Annotated in this window: 19 protein-coding genes; 10 read left to right on the plus strand and 9 right to left on the minus strand. The window is 37.2% G+C overall.

Annotated elements, in window-relative coordinates; translation table 11 throughout:
* The first annotated feature begins 328 nt into the window (after nucleotides 1–328).
* From AC1M9C_RS10985 to AC1M9C_RS10995, 3 genes are all read left to right on the plus strand, one after another.
* Nucleotides 329–2,491, plus strand: a complete 2,163-nt coding sequence (locus tag AC1M9C_RS10985) for a malate synthase G (RefSeq protein ID WP_092767767.1) — start codon at nucleotides 329–331, stop codon at nucleotides 2,489–2,491.
* Nucleotides 2,492–2,582: 91 nt separating this feature from the next.
* Nucleotides 2,583–4,031: an aldehyde dehydrogenase family protein gene (locus AC1M9C_RS10990; RefSeq protein ID WP_481953679.1), complete on the plus strand. Its 1,449-nt coding sequence runs from the start codon at nucleotides 2,583–2,585 to the stop codon at nucleotides 4,029–4,031.
* 59 nt (nucleotides 4,032–4,090) lie between these two features.
* Entirely contained in the window at nucleotides 4,091–4,756 is a 666-nt protein-coding gene (locus AC1M9C_RS10995) for an SOS response-associated peptidase (RefSeq protein WP_481953680.1), read from the plus strand.
* Nucleotides 4,757–4,773: 17 nt separating this feature from the next.
* On the opposite strand, the gene AC1M9C_RS11000 is transcribed toward AC1M9C_RS10995, so the two are convergent.
* Entirely contained in the window at nucleotides 4,774–5,238 is a 465-nt protein-coding gene (locus AC1M9C_RS11000; protein ID WP_035266085.1) for a MarR family winged helix-turn-helix transcriptional regulator, read from the minus strand.
* A 556-nt stretch (nucleotides 5,239–5,794) separates the two neighbouring features.
* Between AC1M9C_RS11000 and AC1M9C_RS11005 the strand changes: the two genes are divergently transcribed.
* Both AC1M9C_RS11005 and AC1M9C_RS11010 read left to right on the plus strand, forming a co-directional pair.
* Entirely contained in the window at nucleotides 5,795–7,327 is a 1,533-nt protein-coding gene (locus AC1M9C_RS11005; RefSeq protein ID WP_035266083.1) for a TerC family protein, read from the plus strand.
* A gap of 145 nt (nucleotides 7,328–7,472) precedes the next feature.
* Nucleotides 7,473–7,928 (plus strand): hypothetical protein, encoded by a 456-nt coding sequence (locus AC1M9C_RS11010; RefSeq protein ID WP_481953681.1) that lies wholly within the window; start codon nucleotides 7,473–7,475, stop codon nucleotides 7,926–7,928.
* Nucleotides 7,929–8,024: 96 nt separating this feature from the next.
* On the opposite strand, the gene AC1M9C_RS11015 is transcribed toward AC1M9C_RS11010, so the two are convergent.
* Both AC1M9C_RS11015 and brnQ read right to left on the minus strand, forming a co-directional pair.
* Nucleotides 8,025–8,276 (minus strand): hypothetical protein, encoded by a 252-nt coding sequence (locus tag AC1M9C_RS11015; RefSeq protein WP_035266079.1) that lies wholly within the window; start codon nucleotides 8,274–8,276, stop codon nucleotides 8,025–8,027.
* Nucleotides 8,277–8,695: 419 nt separating this feature from the next.
* The gene (gene brnQ, locus AC1M9C_RS11020; RefSeq protein ID WP_481953682.1) at nucleotides 8,696–9,988 is read right to left on the minus strand and encodes a branched-chain amino acid transport system II carrier protein; all 1,293 of its coding nucleotides are present in this window, start codon (nucleotides 9,986–9,988) and stop codon (nucleotides 8,696–8,698) included.
* Nucleotides 9,989–10,330: 342 nt separating this feature from the next.
* On the opposite strand from brnQ, the gene map reads away from it, so the two are divergent.
* Nucleotides 10,331–11,125: a type I methionyl aminopeptidase gene (gene map / locus AC1M9C_RS11025; protein ID WP_035266073.1), complete on the plus strand. Its 795-nt coding sequence runs from the start codon at nucleotides 10,331–10,333 to the stop codon at nucleotides 11,123–11,125.
* A gap of 18 nt (nucleotides 11,126–11,143) precedes the next feature.
* Here map and AC1M9C_RS11030 read toward each other — a convergent pair whose 3' ends face one another.
* The 4 genes from AC1M9C_RS11030 to aceR form a co-directional block, all read right to left on the minus strand.
* The gene (locus AC1M9C_RS11030; RefSeq protein WP_481953705.1) at nucleotides 11,144–12,322 is read right to left on the minus strand and encodes a benzoate/H(+) symporter BenE family transporter; all 1,179 of its coding nucleotides are present in this window, start codon (nucleotides 12,320–12,322) and stop codon (nucleotides 11,144–11,146) included.
* Nucleotides 12,323–12,375: 53 nt separating this feature from the next.
* Nucleotides 12,376–13,026: a leucine efflux protein LeuE gene (gene leuE / locus AC1M9C_RS11035; RefSeq protein WP_481953683.1), complete on the minus strand. Its 651-nt coding sequence runs from the start codon at nucleotides 13,024–13,026 to the stop codon at nucleotides 12,376–12,378.
* Between the two features lie 67 nt (nucleotides 13,027–13,093).
* Complete coding sequence (gene tal / locus AC1M9C_RS11040; RefSeq protein WP_481953684.1) at nucleotides 13,094–14,080, minus strand: transaldolase; 987 nt, start codon at nucleotides 14,078–14,080, stop codon at nucleotides 13,094–13,096.
* Nucleotides 14,081–14,174: 94 nt separating this feature from the next.
* On the minus strand, nucleotides 14,175–15,059 hold the full coding sequence (gene aceR / locus AC1M9C_RS11045) for an HTH-type transcriptional regulator AceR (protein ID WP_092767852.1): 885 nt from the start codon (nucleotides 15,057–15,059) through the stop codon (nucleotides 14,175–14,177).
* Nucleotides 15,060–15,156: 97 nt separating this feature from the next.
* On the opposite strand from aceR, the gene aceI reads away from it, so the two are divergent.
* Nucleotides 15,157–15,588 carry a chlorhexidine efflux PACE transporter AceI gene (gene aceI, locus AC1M9C_RS11050; RefSeq protein ID WP_481953685.1) on the plus strand — a complete coding sequence of 144 codons (432 nt, stop codon included), beginning with the start codon at nucleotides 15,157–15,159 and terminating at the stop codon, nucleotides 15,586–15,588.
* 43 nt (nucleotides 15,589–15,631) lie between these two features.
* Here aceI and AC1M9C_RS11055 read toward each other — a convergent pair whose 3' ends face one another.
* Together AC1M9C_RS11055 and AC1M9C_RS11060 are read right to left on the minus strand one after the other, a co-directional pair.
* Nucleotides 15,632–16,630: an OmpW/AlkL family protein gene (locus tag AC1M9C_RS11055; RefSeq protein WP_481953686.1), complete on the minus strand. Its 999-nt coding sequence runs from the start codon at nucleotides 16,628–16,630 to the stop codon at nucleotides 15,632–15,634.
* A gap of 177 nt (nucleotides 16,631–16,807) precedes the next feature.
* Nucleotides 16,808–18,337 (minus strand): acetyl-CoA C-acetyltransferase, encoded by a 1,530-nt coding sequence (locus AC1M9C_RS11060; protein WP_180028195.1) that lies wholly within the window; start codon nucleotides 18,335–18,337, stop codon nucleotides 16,808–16,810.
* A 240-nt stretch (nucleotides 18,338–18,577) separates the two neighbouring features.
* Here AC1M9C_RS11060 and AC1M9C_RS11065 point away from each other — a divergent pair, with 240 nt between their 5' ends.
* From AC1M9C_RS11065 to AC1M9C_RS11075, 3 genes are all read left to right on the plus strand, one after another.
* Nucleotides 18,578–19,969 carry a 3-oxoacyl-ACP reductase gene (locus tag AC1M9C_RS11065; RefSeq protein ID WP_481953687.1) on the plus strand — a complete coding sequence of 464 codons (1,392 nt, stop codon included), beginning with the start codon at nucleotides 18,578–18,580 and terminating at the stop codon, nucleotides 19,967–19,969.
* A gap of 140 nt (nucleotides 19,970–20,109) precedes the next feature.
* Complete coding sequence (locus AC1M9C_RS11070) at nucleotides 20,110–20,964, plus strand: MaoC family dehydratase (protein WP_481953688.1); 855 nt, start codon at nucleotides 20,110–20,112, stop codon at nucleotides 20,962–20,964.
* Between the two features lie 68 nt (nucleotides 20,965–21,032).
* Nucleotides 21,033–22,292 carry a serine hydrolase domain-containing protein gene (locus AC1M9C_RS11075; protein WP_481953706.1) on the plus strand — a complete coding sequence of 420 codons (1,260 nt, stop codon included), beginning with the start codon at nucleotides 21,033–21,035 and terminating at the stop codon, nucleotides 22,290–22,292.
* The last annotated feature ends 55 nt before the right edge of the window (nucleotides 22,293–22,347 follow it).

The raw sequence follows: 22,347 nt of genomic DNA on the forward strand, positions 1-22,347 counted from the left end.
ACAGATGATGTTTGGGTTTTTTTATTTGGAGTGGAATAAATTTGAAATCGTCGCTTAAAAGCGTAGAGAAAATAGACATATTGGTTTAAATTAAATCAGATTTGATGGAAATTGGCACTTAAGTCTAATTTCTACCTTTATAAAACTTTATACACTGTAATTAGATTGTTGAATTAAAACGACTCAATAAGTAATAGATCAAAAGTCTCATCTGATTGGTGTCTATAATAAATGATCACTATTTAGCAATGTGATATTACTATTCAGCAATTTATAAATGGGTATACTAGATTCTCTTGTATAAAAAGTAGCAATATCAGGAAAGACAATGACTGCACGTATTCAGAAAGGCAAGTTAGCGATTGCTAAAGAACTCTACGATTTCATCGAAAATGAAGCACTACCAGGTTCTGGTTTAGACAGTGAAACTTACTGGAAAAACTTTGAACAAGTCGTTGTTGATCTTAGCCCAAAAAATAAAGCACTCTTGGCTAAGCGTGATGACATTCAAGCGAAAATTGATGAATGGCACCGCAATAATAAATTTGAATTAGGAGCTTACAAAGCTTTCCTGACAGAAATTGGCTACTTATTACCAGAAGTAGAAGATTTTCAAATTACAACTGAAAATGTAGATGAAGAAATCGCACTATTGGCGGGTGCACAATTGGTTGTGCCTGTACGTAATGCACGTTACTGCTTGAACGCTGCAAATGCTCGTTGGGGCTCTTTATATGACGCATTGTATGGTTTCGATGTGATCTCGGAAGAAGGCGGTGCGGAAAAAGGTAAGGGGTATAACCCTGTTCGTGGCGAAAAAGTTATCGCTTTTGCTAAAAATTTCTTAAATGAAACTTTCCCTTTAGCAAATGGATCACATGCGGATGCTACGAAATACGCTGTTGAAGCAAAAAAATTAGTGGTAACGCTTAAAGATGGCAGCACAACGAATTTGGCTAAAGAAGCTCAATTTGTAGGTTTTAATGGTGAAGAGTCTGCGCCGACAGAAATCGTTTTATTAAATAATGGTTTGCATGTCATCATTGAAATCGATGCGACAAGCCCAATTGGTCAAACGGATGCTGCTGGCGTAAAAGATCTTGTTTTAGAATCTGCGGTAACAACGATCCAAGATTTGGAAGACTCAATTGCTGCGGTTGATGCTGAAGAAAAAGTTGAAGGCTACCGTAACTGGTTAGGTTTGATGAAGGGTACTTTGGAAGAGAAAATCGAGAAAAATGGTAAAACCATTACTCGTGCTTTAAACAAAGACCGTACCCACAAAAATCTGATCGGTGGCGAAACAACTTTACACGGTCGTTCATTGATGCTTCTTCGTAACGTTGGTCATTTGATGACGAACCCGGCGATCCTAGTGGATGGTCAAGAAATCTATGAAGGTATCATGGATGCATTGATCACACCGTTATTAACGTTTGCTGACATCAAAGGTCAAAATGAAATCAAGAACTCTCGTAAAGGTTCTATGTATATCGTTAAACCTAAGATGCATGGCCCTGAAGAAGTTGCATTTGCAGTTGAACTATTTGAGCGTGCAGAACAAGCTCTAGGTTTGCCAGCAAAAACGCTTAAAATCGGGATCATGGATGAAGAGCGCCGTACTTCTGTAAACTTGAAAAACTGTATTGCTCAAGCGAAAGATCGTACCATCTTCATTAACACAGGATTCATGGACCGTACAGGTGACGAAATCCATACCTTTATGGAAGCAGGTCCATTCGTTCGTAAGGGTGAAGTTAAATCTCAAATTTGGTTCCCTGCATATGAAAACCGTAACGTGATGGTTGGTTTACAAGCAGGCTTACGTGGCAAAGCACAAATTGGTAAAGGCATGTGGCCTAAACCAGATATGCTTTTAGATATGTATAAAACCAAAATTGAGCATCCTGAAGCTGGTGCGAGCTGTGCTTGGGTTCCATCACCATCTGGTGCTGTAATTCATGCGATCCACTATCACCAATGTAATGTTTCAGCGCGTCAACAAGAGTTGTTAAAAACTGAAGCATTACCTTTAGATGATTTATTAACTCCACCATTAGCGACTGATACGAATTGGACTGATGAAGAGAAAACTAAAGAGTTAGAAAATAACCTTCAAGGTATTCTTGGTTATGTAGTTCGTTGGGTTGATTTGGGTGTTGGTTGTTCTAAAGTTCCAGACATCAACAACGTTGGTTTGATGGAAGACCGAGCAACTTTACGTATTTCATCTCAACACGTTGCAAACTGGTTACGTCACGGTATCGTGACTAAAGAGCAAGTTGAAGAAGTAATGCAACGTATGGCTAAAATTGTAGATGAGCAAAATGCGAACGATCCAGCGTACACACCAATGGCACCTGGGTTTGACGGTTATGCTTACCAAGCAGCATATGATTTGGTGTTTAAAGGTGCTGAACAACCATCAGGTTATACAGAACCATTACTTCATGCTTACCGCTTGAAGCTTAAAGGTTACACTGGTGACTAATTAAAATAAAAAAGCCTCTCCGGAGGCTTTTTTTACGATTGTGTAAAATAGTTGACCATTGGGTAAAAAGTGGCATGTAGAGGGACATAAAATGACGCAATATTCAAATTTAAATCAACAGTATATTAACAGTTCTTGGTTAAAAGGCTCTTCAGAGCGTGTCATACAAAATTTTAATCCATTTGATTTAAAAGAAATACACCAAATTCAAGCGGCGAATCAGTCTGATGTTGATCTCGCTTTTTCTGCAGCACAACAAGCATTTGATCTTGGCTTAATTACCTCTGCTTTAGATCGCAAGAAAATCATTCAGAAGCTGCATGACATCATACAATTACGTAAAGACGAAATTATAGATTGGCTGATTACCGAGTCTGGAAGTACGCGTCTCAAGGCAAATATTGAAGTGGGTGCTGCGCTTGGTATTATCTCAGAATCATTCACTTTTCCTGATCAAATCCAAACTGTTCAGCTAGAAAGTAAAGATCCTGCGAGAAAAAGTTTTTATCAACGTAAAGCGTTGGGTGTTATTGCTGTCATTAGCCCTTGGAATTTTCCATTTCATTTGTCAATGCGATCGGTTGTTTGCGCAATCGCATGTGGAAATACAGTGGTACTTAAACCTGCGAGTGATACACCTGTTACAGGTGGAACATTATTAGGGAAATTGTTTGAAGAGGCAGGTGTGCCCGCTGGTGTACTGAATGTCATTGTGGGTAGTGGTAGTGAAATAGGGGATTATTTTGTCGAGCATCCTATCCCGAAAATGATTTCATTCACTGGCTCTACAGAAGTAGGACAAAATGTTGGTGCTAAAGCGATGGCCAGCTCTAGAATCAAACGACTTGCTTTAGAGCTTGGGGGAAATGCGCCATTATTAATTCTTAAAGATGCAGATTTAGATTTGGCTGTCGATTTGACGATCAAGGGACGCTTCCTTCACCAAGGCCAAATCTGTATGAGCACTAATCGTGTCATCGTAGATCAATCAATTCACAATGAATATGTTGAAAAGCTTTTAAACAAAGTAAAAGATATTCCTGTGGGTGATCCTAATCTTGATGAGACGCTCATAGGGCCTATTATCAATAATACACAAGTAAAGCAGCATCAACGAATCATTGATCAGGCTCAAATAGAAGATGCTAAGCTGGTCTATGCTGGGGGTATTGAAAATAATTTGGTGTCACCTCATGTGTTTATCGATGTGTTGCCGACATATGCAATTGCTCAAGAGGAAAGCTTCGGACCAATTCTGCCGATCATCAGAGCAGATGATGAGGCACATGCAATTCAAATCGCCAATGACACACCGTTTGGTTTATCTGGTGCTGTATGTACATCTGATATTGAGCGCGGAGTAGAAATCGCTTCAAAACTCGATATTGGAATGACGCATATTAATGGTATAAGTGTCGCGGACCATGCTAATGCACCATTCGGTGGAGAAAAGAACTCTGGATTAGGGCGCTTTAATGGGCATTGGATTATGGATGAATTCACGCGTACACACTGGATGACAGTACCAATATCATCATAATGAACCGAATTGGATCGGCTATAATAGCCTAAGTTTTTTATAGTATTGAAAATTATGCTATGTGTGCCAACTTTAAGCCAATACAAGCGCATCAAATCCAAGCATTAGAACTTCCACATATTCCATTTGAATATGTGGAAGAGGTTTATCCAAGCTACGAAACCCCGTTGTTATTTAAATCTGATCATGGCTACGAGTGGAGGTTAGTTAATTTTGGTTTTATACCAAAATGGGCAACTGATATAGAAATAGCGAAGAAAACCTATAATGCACGCAATGAAACATTAAGCGAAAAAAGAAGTTTTCAAGAAGCATTTGAAAAATGTAAATTTGGTGTAATTCCAGTCACTGAGTTTTATGAAGCAAAATATATTAATGGACGACCGCAACGATGGGGTGTGAGAAGAAAAGATGGTCAGGCATTTTTTATCGCAGCGTTGTATGAAATCACGAAAATTGATCAAATTATTTATCGTTCAGCAACGATGATTACCATGGATGCTATTCATCACGAAATGATGAAGGATTTTCATGAGCCTGGAGATGTTAAACGGTCAGTAATTATTATTCCGCACCATAAATTAGATCAGTGGTTGAGTTTAAAATCCCCCGACATTCAGAACTTTGTAGAGGGCTTTCCAGTAGAGGAATTTGAATGTTTTTATTCTCCAAAACCACGGCAGAACAATACAGCCCAACTCAATATGTTTGATGATGGGCTTTAATCTAAAGTTTAGGAAAATTAATGCGCTAAATTTTTGAAAATATGCTTTAAGCTTTCCATTAGTTTTTCAATTTGAAGTGGGGTTAATCCCTCAAATGTTTGTTCAAGAACCACACTCATCAGGTCATTAATTTTTTTTGTCATTTCCAAACCTTTTGGTGTTAGTACCACACGCGTAATACGGGCATCGTTTTCACACGAGTAAGTATCAACCATTCCTTCATCTTTTAAACGGTAAACGATTTTTGTAGTCGTCGACATTTTTGACACAATCATGTCAGAGAGTTCTGAAACACTTGCATCTGGCTTAGTAGACAATGCGACAAGCAAACGTCGACGAGAATTATCAACGCCATACTTTTTGAGCACATGGTCAACATTCAGTACATACTGAGAATGGACTTGAGTGATCCAATAGAATGGAAAATTTTCGAGTTCAAAATTTTCAGATGAAGGTAAAAATTTTGCATATTTTTTTGACATCGCTACGTCCTTGTCAGTGTAACTTAATTGTTTTTATTGATTTAAATATTACATGAAGCATAACCTATATTAAAAGAACTTTGTTCAAATAATCAACTTATGTTCAAGCGCTTACCTTAAATCAGACAAAAGGCATGATACCTATAGGCTTCAGTTTTATAAAACATATTTCAATGATCTTTAAATATCTTTATATATATCAAAACAGAAGATTCTAAAAATACAGCTATTCTGATCTTCATGATTATATCTTTATGTCAATTCCACGCTGACCAAATTCTATTGAAAAATAGAGGAACTATAACTTGGCACTGATATTTTTTTTTGTGTCGAAAATGTCAAAGACTATTCAAGGATGGCAATTACGACTAAAGATATGATCTAAATTTACATAAAAAATTGTTTTGAACATAAAAAAAGTAATTACAAAATAAAATTCTTATGCATAATAGTTTCATCATTTCTGAAAAGGTAACTTTATATATGGACCCGTCGCCGTGTTGGCCTAATTTAGCTTCTTACATTATCTTAAATAATAAGAACCAGGAGATCTAATATGGAATTTTTATTGGATCCTGGCATTTGGATAGGGTTAATTACCCTTATCATTCTTGAAATCGTTTTAGGTATTGATAACTTAGTATTTATTGCGATACTTGCAGAAAAACTTCCTCCAGAACAACGTGATAAAGCCCGTGTAATCGGTTTATCCCTCGCATTATTAATGCGTCTAGGTCTGCTTTTTGCGATCTCGTGGTTAGTGACTTTAACTCAACCATTGATTGAAATTTTTGGAAAAACATTCTCAGGTCGAGATTTGATATTACTGTTTGGTGGTCTATTCCTTGTGTATAAGGCTGTCAATGAACTCCATGAAAAAATGGAGGGTAAACCCGAGATTAAAACGAATAACAATGTCGTATACGCTGGTTTTGCTGCAGTTGTGGCTCAGATCGTCGTGCTTGATGCGGTATTTTCACTCGACTCAGTGATTACTGCGATTGGTATGGTAGATAATATTTACGTGATGATGGCTGCGATGATTGTGGCTATGGTTGTCATGTTAATTGCATCAAAACCGCTAACTACGTTTGTTAACCGCCATCCTACGGTGGTTATCCTTTGTTTAAGTTTCTTGTTATTGATCGGTGTAAGTTTAATCGCTGAAGGTTTTGGATTCCATATCCCTAAAGGTTATATTTATTCAGGTATTGGTGTTGCAATTTTAATTGAAGCATTCAATCAATTTTCGAATCGTAATCTTGAAAAAAATCAAGCGAAGATCCCATTACGTCATCGAACTGCAGATTCAATTTTGAAATTGATGGGCAGTAAATTGGATGCCGATATTGCAACATCCAAAGAAGTTGAAGAAATTCAACAAGCTTTTGGTGATGAAGAGCGTTATATGGTTGGTGGTGTGCTATCACTTGCTGAACGTTCAGTTGCTTCAATTATGACACCTCGAAATCAAATTTCTTGGGTAAATATTGAGGACGATGCCGAAGCAATTCGTGAACAGGTATTAGCTGTACCTCATAGTCTTTTCCCAGTTTGTCGTGGACAATTGGATAAAGTCATCACGATTGTACGTGCAAAAGAATTGATTGATGCATTAGATGATCCAGATCAACTGAAAGATTTGATGAAACGTGTCCGTCCTATTTTCATTTATGAAAAAATGAAAGTGATTGATGCAATTAATACATTAAGAACTTCTAAAGGTTCATTGGTACTTGTTACAAATGAATATGGCAATATTCAAGGCTTAATCTCACCATTAGATGTTTTTGAAGCAATTGCTGGTGAATTCCCAGATGCTGATGAACAACTTGAATTGGTTAAAATCGATGATACCACTTGGAAGGCGTCTGGTATGTTAGATTTATATCAATTAGAGCTGGCGCTCGATATATTAGATTTAGATCTGGTGCAAGAAGACTCAGGTTACTTCAGTGTTGCAGGACTGATTTTAGATAAAACGAGTGGGGCGGTAGAAGTTGGTATGGTGATTGAACACCAAGGGGTTAATTTCGAAATTCTAGAAATGGAAGATAATCGAATTAAAACCGTTAAAATCACGCTTTAAACTCTAATAAAAAAGCTCCTTATTGGAGCTTTTTTTTGGCTTAAATTTCTATATAAGGTATGGAGGTAGCCAAGTAGTAGTACGAAATATGAGATAAGATGCTAAACATATTGCAATCTGTTTTATAGCGAAGGAATGTAAGATCATGATTGATCAAATGGAATTATCGGTAAGACTTGCTATTTTTTTTAGTGGTATTTTTTTATTGACGGGTATGCTTACTGGCGTTTGGAAGTATGTGCAAATCAGCTTATCTAAACAAGCTCGAGCACATTATTATGTTGATATTGCGCATAGGAGTAGTTTTCTATATGCACCTGCAACTTTAATTCTAGCTGTAATGGCATATTTTTCAGCATTGAATGAATCGACAAATTTGCTCTTTATTTTGATTAATATTTTCTTTTTTGCATTTTCAATTATAAGTTATATTTTGCATGGCTTATTGAAAGATACGACAAATCAGTTCAAAGAACCACATCAATTAGGGCGTATTGAATTACCAAAATTGCTCATGAGAGGTGCGATGGTACTATTGGTCGTAGGTGAGGTTGGGGCGACCTTAGGTTTGCTTTATGGTTTGTATATTGGGTTATTTTAAGTAGATAAGTAGAGCAGAATTTAAAAACTTGTTGTTTTGATAGAGTTCTATAAATTATGACATTGACTTTAAGATGGATGCTTTTGCATCCACCTCTTAGTCTAAATGCGCTTCTTGATCAGAAAGTTTTTGAGTACGATATTTCGTGTCAATAAAGGCCCACACGTAAAATGCTAGCGTTGCAGCAAGTGCATAAGCAAAATATTCAAGCTTCAACGTGCCTTGAATTGTACCTTGCACAACAAGTGTCAGCATGAGAGCAAACATTGTGCTCAAAAAAACGACAGCATTGTTGTTCGCTTTAAGAGTATTAATGAAGACTTGCTTGTTGAAATGTAATGATAACATCTCCATCCCTCCTGATAATTCATGACAAATCTGAATGATTTAGTCGACTTTGTTTATATACTTGTACAGGGGATTGAAGAATAAAGCAAGTTTTTAACACTCTATTATGTAAATAAATTATGACATTATTATGACAAAAGTTGAAATATTTGAAATTAAGATATTATTTGAGCAAATGCTAGAATTATTTCGATAAATGGTGATGAGATGAATAGAGTTTCTTGTAATTCTTTAATCTAATTACTTTTTAGCATCTTGCCAAACAAATAAATAGTAGCAAAAGTCATTCCAAATCTGACTGATGAGATCAAAGTTAAGGTGGGTAAGCAATAATAGTCTGTTGGATAAACGAGACAATTATTGATTACAGAACAAATACGGCTTGGGTAAAACAATATTTATTGATAAATCACCTGAATTTACTTCTTCAGTCTATCCAGTGTGTAGACAATGACAAATACAACTAAAGAAGGAATCAACCATGCTAAATTTTGTTCAGCCAATGGTAGATTGTTCATAAATGCTGGCAAGAAATGATCTAATTCTGCAACCTTAAGTCCATCAATAATACCGAAGATGAAAGCAACCGCTGTAACAGGTGCAATGACGCGCGGAGCGGAATTAAATAACTTCCACATAAAGCCCATCGTGATCACCACAATCGCTGGTGGATAGATTGCACTTAATACAGGTACAGAGAAGGCGATTAACTTGGTTAAACCTAAGTTGGAAATGACAAATGAGAAACCAACAAGAATGAAAACCCATTTTTTGTAAGTAATCTTCGTGATTTGTGAGAAATATTCTGCACATGCACAAGTCAAACCAATTGCCGTAACCATGCATGCGATAAAAATCATCGCCCCTAGAAAATATGAGCCAAAGTCACCAAAGGCATGCTGAACATAGCCATGGAGAATAATGGCACCATTTGCAGCGTTAGGTGCAGCTTCGTGACTACTCAGTCCAAGTTTAAATAGGCTAATGTAAACCAGTGTAAGGCCAATACCTGAAATTAAACTTGCGATCACTGCATATTTGGTAATTAACTTTTGATCAGTTACACCTCGTGAACGTATCGCATTAATAATGACAATACCAAATACTAAAGCCCCTAAAGTGTCCATTGTTAAATAACCATTAACAAAACCTTCTGAAATAGGACTATTGATATAGTTTCCAATGGGTGCAGGGATATAATCTGCAGAAACTAAAAAGGCACTGCCACCTAAAATGATCAAAGAGAGAATTTTGAGTGGAGATAAAACATAGCCAACAGTATCCAAAATTTTATTTGGATAAAGTGAGATTAACGTTACAAATGCAAAATAAATTGCACTGTAGATCAACAAGGTAGATGAAGACGTTCCGAAATAACTCGAAAAACCAATTTCAAAAGAAACTGTAGCTGTCCGCGGTGTCGCAAAAAGTGGTCCAACAGCAAGATAGCATGCTACGGTTAAGATTAAACTTGCAATCTTACCCAGTGGAGAGCTTAAAAGTTGAATAGAGCCTTCAACACGCGATAGCGCAATGATCGTGATAACAGGAAGGCCAACAGCAGTAATTAAAAAGCCAAAAGCAGCTAACCACACATGTTCACCCGCTTGTTGAGCAACAATAGGTGGGAAGATAATATTGCCTGCACCGATAAATAGTGCAAAGGTCATAAAACCTAAGGCAATAATGTCCCGTGTACGCAAATTGGTCATAAGGGAGATCGGTTCAAGAAAAAGAAAGCGATTTTAGAGCAAATGTCAGTAAATAGGGAGGGTGGTCATCCATCGAATGGAATAGAAAAAAAGCAAGAAGCGAATAATTTTATTGGATGGGAAATTATGAGTTAAATTAAGTCTATGTATTTATAAAACTAATAAAAGAAATTTATTTATTGAATTGAAATCAAACAGAGCATAGACCTAGATTCGCAAAATAAAATAATGTACTGAATGGTTAAATAATGGTCGAGATGATTGAGTTACAGACAGTCTGTAGCGTTTGTGATCGACAAATGAAAGTCCTATAATGAATCCTGAATTAAAAAGGGGTTCATCATGAAGGCAACAGCTGTCACCATTAAAACTGAACAAGATATTGAAAAACTAAGAATATCGGGTCGGCTTGCGGCACAAGTGCTTGCGATGATTGGTGATTATGTGAAGCCAGGTGTGAGTACTGAGTATCTTGATGATATCTGTAATGATTACATCGTCAATACACTCAAGGTGACGCCAGCAAATGTAGGTTATTACGGATATACAAAAACAACCTGTATTTCGAAAAATGAAGTTGTATGTCATGGTATCCCTGCTTCCAATATTATCTTAGAGGATGGAGACATCATTAATATTGATGTTGCAATCATCAAGGATGGTTATTTTGGTGATACCAGTCGAATGTACTATGTAGGTACAATTAAACCTGAAGCAAAAAAATTAGTCGATACGACTTATGAAGCGATGCTTGCAGGTATTAAAACGGTTAAACCTGGCGCGACACTTGGTGACGTGGGTCATGCTATTCAACAAGTTGCGCAACGCGAAGGTTATACGATTGTACGTGAATATTGTGGTCATGGTATTGGAAAAACCTACCATGAGCAACCGAATGTATTGCATTACGGACAGCCTGGTCAGGGATTAGTATTAAGAAAAGGAATGGTGTTTACCATTGAGCCTATGGTGAATGCAGGCAAAGCCAAAGTTAAAGAATTAAAAGACGGATGGACAGTAGTTACAGCAGATAAATCTTGGTCTGCACAATGGGAGCATATGGTTGCTGTGACTGATGAAGGATATGAATTATTGACACCTTGGCCTGAAGGTACGGGTGAATATCCTGTAATTTAATTCCCAAAAGCCTATTTTTTAAATAGGCTTTTTAATTTTGATACGCATCAAATGATAAATAATAAATCCAATAATCAATCCCCAAAAAGCAGATCCAATGCCCAAAAACTGAACTCCAGATGCAGACATTAAAAAAGTGATTAAAGCAGCATCACGATCTAAATCTTCTTTAAATGCGATACTGATGTTATGTCCAATCGTGGCAAAAAGCGCGATCGCCGCCAAAGTGGTGATCATTTCTCTAGGGAATGACAGTAACAATCCCGTTAGTGTCGCCGCAAAAATGCCCATAAAAATATAGAACACACCACAAGCAATACCTGCAATATAGCGTTTAGAAGGGTCTTGATGAACTTGTTCATCTAGGCTCACAGCTGCACTGATTGCCGCGATATTGGTTGAAAATGCCCCGAACGGAGCGAATATTGCTTGAGCAATTCCTGTCCAACTCACTAATTGGTTGACATGAGGTTTGTAACCATAGGATCTGATCATTGCTAAACCAGGTAAATATTGCGAAGCCATATTGATGATCAAGAGGGGAATAGCTAAACCCAGAATACTTGACCAGTGAAATTCAGGCTGAATCCATACTGGATACGTCATTCCGTAGTGAATTTTGGTTGCTGTATATTCAAAGAAAAAAGGTGTGGCGATAATGCAAGCTAACAATGTAATGACAATAGAGTGACGTGGTAATGCTTTTTTACTTATTATATATGTACTGATCAAGATTAAAACATAGATCAATTGGTCTTGCATGACCGTAAATAATGAAATGCCAAATTTTAATAACACTCCAGCTAACATGGCACTTGTAAGAGATTGCGGTAAAAATTCAAGAATTCTTTGAAATATTCCAAAAAAGCCCAATACAGCAGTCATAATTCCGCATATTAGAAATGCCCCTATCGCCTCATTCAAATTGTATCCTGAGCCTGTAGCGATAATCAGTGCTAGTCCTGCTGTTGACCATGATGTCGCAACTGGATATTTAAACTTCCAGCTTAAGATCAGTCCTGATAATCCTATACTCAAACCCAGTGCCCAAAACCATGAGCTAATCTGTGCTTGATTTGCACCTAATACTTGTCCAGCTTGAATAACCAGTACAGATGAAACGCTAATGCCAATTAAAAATGTAATAAAGCCAGCGAAAACAGCAGGTAGACTAAAATCTTTTTTTATTCTTGTTATCACTTCTTTGAGCATTTTTATATTATTTCCCTAATGAGTCTGTGATCTTAAGATTACATTGTTGATGTCGCAAGTTTGATTCCGAACAATCCAAATAAAATACCAATAGCGGCAACAGAAGCAGCAGCTACTTTATAATGCGTGTTGAAGTAATTGGAAATTTTGATACCTGTAAAGATCAACATACTTAAGTAGGCCATACTCATCAATTGTAAAATTACAGCAAGCATTAAAAAGCTTTGGGCTGGATAAGGATAAGCTGGATCTACAAATTGAACAAAAAAAGATAAAAAGAACAGTATTGCCTTTGGGTTAATTAGACTGACGAGTAATGCGGTACGAAAAGGATGAAATTTTTCTTGTTTTTGTTCAATAGAAACATTAGCTTGATCTTTACTTGGACGTTTCCAAGTTAAATAGGCTGCATATATTAAGCGGATACCTAAATAACTAAGGTATAAAGCACCAATAATTTTTAGGGCGAAAAAAATCCAGGGAAATTGATGCAATAATGTTGCGGCACCTAAGACAGTTAGCAAAATAAGGATGCTATCTCCACACAAAATACCGAAAGCACCTTGATAGCCCACTTTTATGCCAAAGCGAGTCGCAATAGACATGACATAGAGCGAGTTAGGTCCAGGTAATAAAATAATAAGTAATGTACCTATTAAATAGGTTGGAAGATCAGTTATACCAAACACTCATTTATCTCTTAAAAAATAATCGAGCTCCTAAGAGCTCGATTGAAAGAATGATGGATAGGTGCAATTAAGCTTTAATATCAGCATCTATGCCAAATGATTGTTTTAACAGGGAGCTGAGTTGATCTCTTGCCTTAATAAAGCCATCTATACCGCCTTGCAATAATTGCGATGCCATAAGATCTTTCTGAATTTGCTCTTTAAAATCTATTTCAGTAATTGGACTAAGCGATTCGATATTTGAGCTGTGTGCATTTGCATTTAACTGAACTTCAACTTGGCGATGATCTTGAGCCAATTCGTCAAGTAAATTCGGTGATACAGTTAAGAGGTCGCATCCAGCAAGTCCGAGAACCTGTTCTACGCTACGAAAGCTTGCACCCATAACTTCAGTTTTCACCTGATTTTGTTTGTAGAACTGGTAAATATGTTTAACGGATTGCACACCAGGATCTTGTTCAATTGGATAGTGATCCACATTTTCAGCTTTTTTATACCAATCGAGAATACGTCCTACAAATGGTGAAATTAACGTGACCTGAGCATCCGCACATGCTTTTGCTTGATGTAAACCAAACAACAAAGTTAAGTTGCAATGAATGCCTTCTGATTCAAGAACCTTAGCAGCTTGAATACCTTCCCATGTTGAGGCGATTTTAATTAAAATTCGGTTTTGATCAACACCATAAGTCGCATAGAGTGCGAGTAATCCTTTAGCTTTAGCAATTGTCGCGGCTGTATCGTATGAAAGTGCTGCATCAACTTCCGTTGATACTCGACCTTCAACTACTTTTAGAATTTCCACACCTAATTTGACAGTCAGGATATCAATTGTTCTATCGATTAACTCATCTGACTGATAACCCTCTGACTTTGCTTGATCAAATGCAGCTTCAATCAGTTCTTTGTTTTCAGGGAATGAAGCTGCTGCCGTGATGAGTGAAGGGTTAGTGGTAGCATCCAATGGCTTAAATTTTTTTATAGCGTTTAAGTCACCTGTGTCTGCAACAATTGTAGTGAAGTTTTTTAATTGAGATAAAGCTGTTTCAGTCATTGCGATCTAATTCTTTGTTTCATTACTTATATCATCTTTATAACACATGATTATTTTGAAACATGCTACAAAAGTTTTAAATCAAGTTATTTTCCTACATTTTTCTTTTATTTCTGATGTGATGAATTAAAAATTGAGCAGCTTTGCCTAATGGTTGCTCTTTACTCCAAACCAGATCGATAAAATAATCAAATTTTGGGGTGAAATCTGAAAATCGTAGAACTTTAAGTTTTTTCTTTAATGTTGGTTGTTCGATAAGCATTTCAGTGGGTAAAACTCCCCATCCAAGTCCTTGAGAAATTAATCTACATGCAGAGTGGTGATTATCTGTACGCCATGCATCTTTGGAAAAGAGTAACTCAGGTTTAATGTTCCGATCGCGACTAGCGACTACAATCTGACGACTTTGAAAAATTTCTTCATAGCTCACTTTTTGATTTTGGCACAGCGGATGATGAACAGATGCAACTGGAATTAAACTTTCTTTCATTAATTCCACAAATTGTTCATTCGCCTCAATATGTTCACGCTCAAACATCAATGCTAAATGTGCTTTACCCGTTAAAATCATTTGTTGAGCATCTTCTTGTGGTGCGCTGAATATATTGATTTGTAGTTGAGGAAATTGTTGTTCTAATAAAACAATATAATCAGTCCATCTACTATGCAGTAACTCAGATACCACCACTATATTTAATTCGGTTTCGATCCCGCTACTCAAACCAAATGCATGTTGTTTCCATTGATTCATTTCAATCAATAAATGATTAGTACGTTCATACAAAACTTTGGCTTGAAGTGTTGGCTGTGGTTCACGTCCTACTCTTTCAAACAGTTGAAGATTCAGATCAATCTCTAAATTGGAAATCGCCATACTTACAGCAGAGGGGACCTTGCCTAACTGACGTGCGGCTGCGGAAAAAGAACCTGTTTCCATCACAGTTTTAAAAACGACCAATTGTTCTTGATTAATATTCATGTTTATTCTTTCAAAAATTCTGATAGATTCTAACTCGATCATTCAATATTATGAAAATAAAATGCGCTCATGAATAACAAAGTTGATGAGTGAACGCATGTTTTTTTCAAAGAGAAGAATTATTCACGCAATAAGCTATGAAATCATTCTATTGGTGATCATCGCAATTTCTTTGAGTTCTATTTTTGAAGTTCCACTGGAGATTGCAGGTTCATTAGGTGTGATTATGGCTGTACTTTCAGTGATCTGGAATATGATTTTCAATCATTATTTCGAAAAAATTGAAGCGCGCAATCAGTGGAAGCGTACTGTAAAAGTTCGTATATTGCATGCGCTAGGATTTGAAGGTGGCTTGATGTTAGTGACCATTCCAATTGTTGCATATATGATGGATATGACGCTCATACAAGCTTTTATCGTCGACTTAGCTTTGACGCTTAGTATTCTGGTGTATACGTTTATATTTCAATGGTTCTATGATGGGATCGAAGCTAAACTGGGTTATGCACCTGAGGCTTTAAATCACTAAAACTCAAAATAAAAAAGCATCTCTATTGAGATGCTTTTTTTAATTAAAATTTATAACCAATTCCAATATAGCTGATTAAAGGATTAAGATTGATTTTTGTTGATGATGAAACTAATTGACGCCCTGATATTTGGTCATAAACTGTAATTTTCGACTTATTCGATAAATCTACATAGGTTAGTGATCCGGTAATATAGATTCTATTTGAAATGTCGTAATTTGCACCTAAAGTAAATACTGCTCCTAAAGCATCAGTGGCTTTCACTTTAACCTTTGGATCTACTGGAGAATTAATTCTTACTCCTATAGGATCTACAATAGCATCTAATAGATTTCCATTGATATCCTTCATCGGGTCATCATCTCTAACAATATTTGTAATATGACCGATACGATGTCCAGCAGTTATTAGTTCTTCCTCAAGACCTTTATCAATTTTTAGCCCAGTAAATGTTGCATACATTATTCCTGCCCCTACATAAGGTCTAAATTTATTTATACCTGTACTACCAAAGTGGTACTGTGCGGTTGCAGCTGGAGTCCAAGCTGTTGCTTCTGCCAACTTTGATCTGCTCCCAAGATCAGTTATAAACAAATTTCGATCAGGTCCTAATATATCAATAATAGCAGCATCAATCATTGGGTTAAGTGCAATAGGTTTTGCATTAATCTGACCTTTCCCCTTAATATCAATTTTGGGTGGAACACCTCCAATTATTTGAAGTGAAATGTTATCATTGACATAATAATTAATCATTAAGCCCAAAGTATCCCCATCCTTAGGTTTTAAGCCAGCATTTTCTGTCCAATTGCTTAATCCCTCCATTTTTGAGGTTATGCCTATATTTTTTAATAGGTCATACTCATAATCAGGATCAACGGCTGTATTAATCGACGTATTTCCATATTTCCCCTGAGGCATTATATGTAGCCATCCAGTACTAACAGACCATTTATATTTAGGCTCAACTGAGTTCGCCAAAATTGTGGTACTGATGCAACATAATAGAATTACTGAGTATATTTTTTGTATCTTTTTCATTTTTTTTCCTTTAATTGGCTAAAATCCATTTTTAGCTCTTTAATTATGTAATAAAATGCTAATTTTTAAAGTTTAATGTCAGTCATTCATCTAAAAAAAATAAATACTCTGTCAATCTTTTTTATGAAAATAAAAAAAGCCCCTCAATCGAGGGGCTTTTTTGTTATGAACATCGAATTATTTTTCAATAATAGCCGTTACACCTTGACCACCTGCAGCACAGATCGAGACAAGTACACGACCTGAACCTTTTTCATTTAAAATTTTCGCAGCAGTTGCGATAATACGACCACCCGTTGCTGCAAATGGGTGACCCGCAGCCAACGAAGAGCCTTTAACGTTTAACTTCGCACGATCAATTGAACCTAAAGGTGCATCTAAGCCTAGACGCTCTTTACAGAATTTAGGATCTTCCCAAGCTTTTAATGTAGAAAGAACTTGAGATGCAAATGCTTCATGAATTTCATAGTAGTCGAAATCTTGAAGTTTTAAATTAGCACGCTCGAGCATACGTGGAACTGCGTAAGCAGGAGCCATTAACAAACCTTCTTTTTTACCAATGAAATCTACAGCAGCAGTTTCAGAGAAACTTAAATACGCTAAAATTTCGTGACCATTTGCTTTAGCCCATTCTTCTGATGCTAATAATACACAAGAAGCACCATCGGTAAGTGGAGTAGAGTTACCCGCAGTCATTGTACGAGCATCACCTTTACCAAACGCTGGCTTAAGTTTTGCAAGCTTTTCTACAGTTGAGTCGGGACGTAAGTTGTTGTCGCGTTCAAGACCAAGGAATGGCGTCATTAAATCGTCAAAGAAACCTGCTTCATAAGCCGCAGCCATTTTTTGATGAGACGATGCAGCAAGTTCATCTTGAGCTTCACGAGAAATGCCCCACTCAAGTGTTGTGATTGCTTGGTGATCGCCCATAGATAAGCCGGTGCGAGGTTCACCATTTTTAGGCGCGTCTAGCAAATCTTTTACGTTAATTTTAGTTAACGCTTTAAGGCGATCTTTACCTGTTTTTGCAACATTGAGTTCTAAAAGAGCTTTACGTAATCCATCACCAAATGCAATAGGAGCATCTGAAGTGGTATCTACACCACCTGCAATACCCACCTCAATTTGACCTAGTGCAATTTTGTTCGCTACGAGGAAAGCAGCTTGAAGCCCAGTGCCACAAGCTTGTTGGATATCGTAAGCTGGAGTTTCAGGTGCAAGCTCTGTGCTTAACACACATTCACGCGTCATATTGAAATCACGGCTGTGCTTCAGTACAGCACCAGCAACAACTTCACCCAGACGTTGACCTTGAAGATTAAAACGCTCAACTAGACCATTCAATGCTGCTGTAAGCATATCCGTATTTGTAGCTGTGAAATAAGCACCATTAGAACGTGCAAAAGGAATACGATTACCACCGATAATTGCAACACGGCGTACAGTATTTTGAGTCATAGTTTTTTCCTGTTCAGCGGAAGATTGAGTCGTAGTTGCTGAAGTTTGATTTTCAGCTTTAGTTTTATTTGTTGCTGCTGTTTTTTTGCGAGTCGTCGACGTACGAGGGCGAGTCGCTTTTGGAGTATTTGCGTTGTTGGCGCTGTTTGCATTACCACTACTCGCATTTGAACGAGCTTTTGATGTATTTGACACAGTCGCTTTCGCAGAATTCTCAGTTGTTGGATTTTCTTGAGTTGTTTTGCTCATAAGGCTTTTCCAAGCATATTTGGGATATTCTTGAGTGCTACATTAGCATAATCGCTAAGAGGTCGTATTGACTAAAATGACATTTAGCAATGCTTTCAGGTCAAGACATACATAGAGTAACTCAAGTATTATTTAACTGAAACGCAGGGATCGATTAATTTACTAAGTATCAGAGTTTGAACTGAACTTCATCTACATCATAGATCCTTCAAAAAATTATTCTATCGAGAGATCATATTCATGACTGACCAATATCAAGCTTTTGCAAAATCTCCAATTGGTAAATTTGTCATCAAAAATTTAGGTTTACCATCCCCAATTCACTTAGATCGCTTTGAATCAGCAACGCCTGTTGTTCAAGGCGCTGTTTTAATTGGTTCTGCGTCTAAAAGTCTTTTTAATGGTGAAATTGCGCAAGTTCTGAGTAATATTCATGCCAACAGCTATGCTGGAAACAATGCGGAGTTACAACAAGCTGCAGCTAAAGTTGGGTTGAACTTAGGGGCGTTTAATGAAGGCGATAAAGAGTCGAAATTCAAAGCAGTCGTGTTTGATGCTTCGGGTATTCAGGACTCTGAACAGTTAAATGAATTGCATAAATTCTTTAATCCAATTGGTCGCCAAATTCAAACTTCAGGTCGTGTAGTCGTTGTTGGCTTGACGCCAGAATCAGCACCTACAGTGAAACAAGCGATTGCTCAACGTGCATTAGAAGGTTTCGTGAAATCTGTAGGTAAAGAATTTAAGAAAGGTATTGCTGCACAATTGGTTTATGTAGATCAAGATGCTGCTTTAAATCTTGAATCTACACTTCGTTTTGTACTTTCTCCGCGCTCAGCGTATGTATCAGGTCAAGTCATTCGTGTTTCAAAAGCGAATGTTGTTGATGTTGATTGGACTAAACCACTTGCGGGCAAAACTGCGGTGGTCACAGGTGCAAGTCGTGGTATTGGTGAAGCGATTGCGCATGTTTTGTCACGTGATGGTGCTCATGTCATTTGCTTAGATGTACCACAACAACAAGCAGATCTTGATCGTGTTGCGAGTGAAATTGGTGGTTCGACTTTAGCGATTGATATCACTGCACCAGATGCTGGAGAAAAAATCAAAGCTGCAGCGGCTGCTCAAGGCGGGCTAGATGTGATTGTCCATAATGCTGGTATTACACGTGATAAAACGCTTGCTAATATGAAGCCAGAGCTTTGGGATCTTGTGATTAACATTAACTTATCTGCGATTGAGCGTGTGAATGACTATTTGTTGTCTAATGAAGGCATCAATGAAAATGGTCGCATCGTTTGCGTATCTTCGATTTCAGGTATTGCGGGTAACCTCGGTCAAACTAACTACGCAGCTTCTAAAGCTGGTGTAATTGGTTTAGTGAAATTTACAGCACCAATTTTGAAAAATGGTGTAACGATTAATGCTGTTGCTCCTGGATTTATTGAAACTCAAATGACAGCAGCGATTCCATTCGCAATTCGTGAAGCGGGTCGCCGTATGAACTCGATGAGTCAAGGGGGGCAACCAGTTGATGTTGCTGAAACAATCGCATTATTTGCTTCATCTGCTTCAACGGGGCTGAATGGAAACATTGTACGTGTGTGCGGTCAAAGTTTATTAGGTGCTTAAGCTTAAGTGGTCATAGATTGTTAAATGAAAGAGAGTAATGTTCAGGCATTGCTCTCTTTATTGCTCGTATGATTTGTTATGATCATTTTGTTGAGCATCAAACTGTAAATTTTTTATAAAGATAAATGGGAATTTTTAACATGAAAACACGTCACTTTAGTCAATTGCCAAAAGCTTATCTAGCTTATCCTAAAGTCATTAAAGGTTTAATTTTTAAAAAACCGAAAGGCGAGAAGACACTTCCGCAAGTGGATTACATCGTTGATGAATACCGTGTTGATCATGACCATTTAAAATCTTATAACGAAATTTGTGGTTATAAGAATAATGGATATGTACCATCGACTTACTTGGCAGTCATTTCTCAAAGTTTGCAGATGCAAATGATGACACAAGAACCTTTCCCATTCGCATTGCTGGGTTTGGTTCATATTCGTAATCAAGTTAAGCAGTACCGTAAAATCGGAGTGAATGAAACCATCACGCTATCATGTAAATTTGGCGAGTTAAAACCCCATGATAAAGGTTTGCAATTTGATTTTATTACGACTGTAAAAGTAGGTAATGATGTGGTGATGGAAGGTTTAACGACCTATCTTTCTCTTCAAAAAACAAATACTTCATCCGCTTCAAAGGCTAAAGAAGATCAGTTGCCTGAATTTAAATCACAGGGAAATTGGAAAGTCGCCGAAAATACGGGTCGTCGCTATGCGCTTGTTTCAGGTGATTTTAACCTCATTCATATTCATGCAGTTACAGCGAAAGCATTTGGTTTTAAACAAGCGATTGCTCATGGAATGTGGAGTAAGGCTAAAGCATTAGCAAGTATTAGTTTACCGGATGCTTATGATGCTGATGTTTATTTTAAGTTGCCTATGTTTTTACCATCTGAGGTTGAATTTTTAACGGGTGAGCGCGAACAAGCGACACATTTATTAGTTCGTAATGCAAAATCGCAAAAACCTCATGTTTCAGGTGTTGTGAAACCACTTTAATAAATGCTCAAGGCCTAACATGTTTGTTAGGCTTTTTTATAACTATAAATCAAGGATAGAAGATGAAAATTCTAAAAGATTTAATTTACGCTGACACACATAATTATAAGGGTACGGTTCACCATCAGTTTGCAGATTTGGCACATTTGTTTAGTCGTTTACAAGACTCTCGTACGGAACAAGGTGGTGCATCATTGGCTGTATATTATGGTCAAGAAAAAGTGGTTGATATTTATGTTGGAAAAAAGTCTGCGAGTGAAGAGTGGTCAGAAGACACGATGGCGATGTGCTATTCCACTGGAAAGGGGATCTTAGCGACTTTGGCGCATATTCTAGTGAGTGAAGGGAGATTAGACTATCGTCAACCCATAGCTGATTATTGGCCAGAATTTGCTGAACATGGAAAATCTAAGATTAATTTGGCTGACGTATTGAGTCATCGTACTGGTTTATATGATGTCAGAAATGTCATTGCTCAAGCATCTGAAATGGCGGACTGGGATCATATGCTCAATGTGATGGCTAGCGCGACTCCACGGTTTAAACCCAATTCGAATTATGCATATCAAGCGCTTACGTATGGCTGGTTATTGGGAGGGCTGATTGAAAAAGCGACTCAGCAAAATCTTTCTGATCTGATGAATCAATATTTAGTTGAACCACTTCAATTAGATGGTGCCTATTTTGGCGTCCCTCAGGATCAACTTTCAAGAATAGCTAAACCTTTAGAAAAACCAAATACTAAAAGAAAGCCATCAACTACTCAAGTTGCACAACAAAAGCAGAAAAAACCGAAAATTTCATTTTCGGATCGGATCATTCAATATTCTGGTCAAAACCCTGATGATTTTATAGATGCAATGATTCCTAAAGGGATGAAGGGATTTAGCTTTTTTGATGATCGTGTTTTGACTCAACCCATTCCTGCTGCAAATGGTGTATTTACAGCCAGAAGTTTAGCGAAAATCTATGCCATGATGGCGCACTATGGTCAGTTTGAATCAAGACAATTTATCAAGCCACTTGTATTCAAACAACTTTCACAAATACAAAGCTATGATCGAGACAAGGTGATGCCAATACCTATGCATTGGCGTTTGGGTTATCACAGAGTTATCACGCTGGGTAAAAGTGCAAAAAACGGTTTTGGTCATATGGGTTATAACGGATCAGGGGCTTGGTGTGATCCTGAAAGAAAATTAAGTTTTGCCTATACCCATAATTATCCTGTTGGGTCTATTACAGGGGATTATCGTTTGTGGAGTTTATCGCAAGAGGCATTGAGATGTGTAGATCACATTAATAATGGTAAAAAGGGATGGTTTTAACATTTACAAAGGGGAATTTGTATTTATAATGTACACTAACTTTAACTAAAATAAA

The sequence above is a fragment of the Acinetobacter sp. 24-47-39 genome, assembly GCF_056783825.1.